This window comes from Variovorax sp. KK3 (genome assembly GCF_001984055.1).
Taxonomy (GTDB): Bacteria; Pseudomonadota; Gammaproteobacteria; order Burkholderiales; family Burkholderiaceae_C; genus Variovorax.
The window spans coordinates 1-518 of sequence record NZ_LYVO01000197.1 but is presented as its reverse complement, the minus strand read 5'-3'; the positions used below and the strand labels follow the sequence as shown (position 1 = coordinate 518).

General features: G+C 62.5%; 1 protein-coding gene. It reads right to left on the bottom strand.

Going from position 1 to position 518, the window contains the following annotated elements; all coding sequences use genetic code 11:
- The coding region (locus B0W80_RS34130) for an RHS repeat-associated core domain-containing protein (protein WP_179107111.1) at window positions 1-518 on the bottom strand (518 nt) is incomplete at both ends.

Genomic DNA, 518 nt, shown 5'->3' with positions numbered 1-518 from the left:
CCGCCCTCGAGAGGAAGAATGTCCAAAGGTCTGCCGGATTGCCGAACCAGACCCTCCGGATCGGAGTAGCTCAAAGGGTTGGCGGCGACATATCCGAATCGATTCGGACCACCGAACAGGCCTGTGGGGTCAGGTTGCGTGTAGCGGCCCAGCGCGGGGAAGTACGTGCGGTTGACGTTGTAGTGCAGCCCCGACTCCTTGTCGTAGTACTGACCGTCGTACCGCTTGTTGAAGATGACTTCGGTTTCGTTCGTCGTCCCCGGATTCGGGTTGATGTCCAGGTTCGCGAACCGGTACTTCGAGATGGTCGGCTTGTCCTCTCCGAAAGCCGAGTAAGCCCACTGCCACACCACCTGCCCCTGGCTGTTGGTCAGCCCCCTCGGCGTGTTGAGGTGGTCGCTGTGCACCGCATGCAGGTTGCCGTCGATCACCGCCGCGATCAGCATCGGCCCCGTGGACGTGGGCAGGTAGATGTACTGCGTGCTGCCCGCGCTGTTGGCGCCGCCGGTACCGGTCTC